1 protein-coding gene is annotated in these 1,602 nt (G+C 64.5%); it reads right to left on the reverse strand.

Features of this window, described 5'->3' with window-relative positions; all coding sequences use genetic code 11:
• The coding region (locus FJ222_12800; protein MBM4165300.1) for a right-handed parallel beta-helix repeat-containing protein at positions 1–1,441 on the reverse strand (1,441 nt) is incomplete at its 3' end.
• Positions 1,442–1,602 lie beyond the last annotated feature (161 nt).

A 1,602-nucleotide genomic window follows, 5' to 3' on the forward strand; every position in this document is an offset into this window, starting at 1 on the left:
CGTTGTCCATCGAGCCGCCGCTGCAGTTGATGGCGGTAAAGTAGCCATCGGTGATGCGGTTCTGGGCGAGCACCGAGCGCGCGGCCATTTCGACGATAAGCGCCACCGACCCGGGGAACACCCGGCCGTAGCCCGAGATGTCGTTGTCGGTCACCCGGAGCTGCGTGAGGCGCCCTCGCTCGTTCTCCTCGGGGGTTTTCTCCCGCCAGGTGCCGACGGCCTTGATGGCGCCGCTGCCCAGGTCGCGAAAGCGGTTGCCGCTAAGCTCCACGTCCGAGTTCCCGTACGCGATGTCAATGCCGCATTCGCCCAGACTCTCGAAGACGCAATCCCGCACGGCGACCTGCCGGGTGCCGGAAAAAATGAGCAGGCTGGGTCCGTAGTTGCCCCACCAATTCCCGGTGCCGCGATGCGCCTGATGGTCGATTTCGGAATGGCGGAAGGAGATCCCTTCGATGGTGAGGCCCGTAAGGTAGACGCCTTTGCGCCAGTCCCCCTGAAAACTGAAGTAATTGGTGAGGCGGGGTGCCCAAGCCTCGAGGGAAGCGGCGCTCTCTCCGGGGAGAGGGATGTAGTAGAGCCTGCCGGCCGGGCGGTCGAGGTACCACTGGCCCGGCTCGCGCAGCTCCTCGAACACATTATCCATGAAGTAGGAGGCGCCGAGGTACCAGGTCTGGTGGGGGTACGGAGTCTCCTGCTTGATCCAATCCGCCACGCCGTGTGAGGGGTGGGAATGCACCAGGGGCATGAACGTGCCCCACGTGAAATATGCCGTGCGGGACGCCAGATCGACGTTGGTGAGCGGGAGCCATGCGTGCTGCCAATAGTGCAGCACCATGGCATTCACGTCGCCCTGGTTCGTCCAGGCCCGGATATCGCCCTCGCGGAACACGAAGCGATTCTTGAAGGCGGTGGAGAGGATGCGGCCCTCCTCGTTGGAGGGAATCAGTCTCTCCACCCGGCTGTAGCCCTCGCGCGGGAGACGTGGCCGCTGCGCCCGGCGCCCGTTGACGAACAGTTGTCGGAAATACCAGGCACCGCTGCGCACCTCGGGCCGCTCGGTCATCAGGCACGGGGCCCCGGTGGTGGGCACCTTACCCGCGACCCAACCCCCGAGCCGGCGGGCTCCCGTGACCACGGGTTTTGCCCCGGGCGCCGCCTTGATCGAAAGAGGCCACGCGTTGGTGAGCGTGAGAGTCACCGGTTCGTCCAAAACGTGAATGCCATCCATCAGGATGACGGTTGCAGGTTTCGCAAGCGGCCCCGGGCCGAGGGAACGAGTGGACAGCGCGATTGCGTGGGGGATACTGCGCAGCGGCAACTCCGCGGTGAGCCCTGAGTTCGTGTCGGATCCCCCGGGGGAGACATACCAGGTCGTGGCGTGCAGCGCGGCCAGCGGCGCGAGCAGCAGGGCGGTGAGAAGTGTGAGAGTTGGTTTCATGGCATTTTTCTGTGTTGGACCATCAGTGCACCTGCACGGACTTCAGATCAAGTTCGAAGCTGCCGGCGGACGGGTAGGCGATGGGGTCGGTGTAGAAGCCGCCGAAGTTGATCTTCCGGTTCAGCTTGCCGGATACTGTCATGGGCTTGGCGTTGTTCACG

The sequence above is a fragment of the Lentisphaerota bacterium genome, from assembly GCA_016873675.1.
Classification (GTDB): domain Bacteria; phylum Verrucomicrobiota; class Kiritimatiellia; order RFP12; family JAAYNR01; genus VGWG01.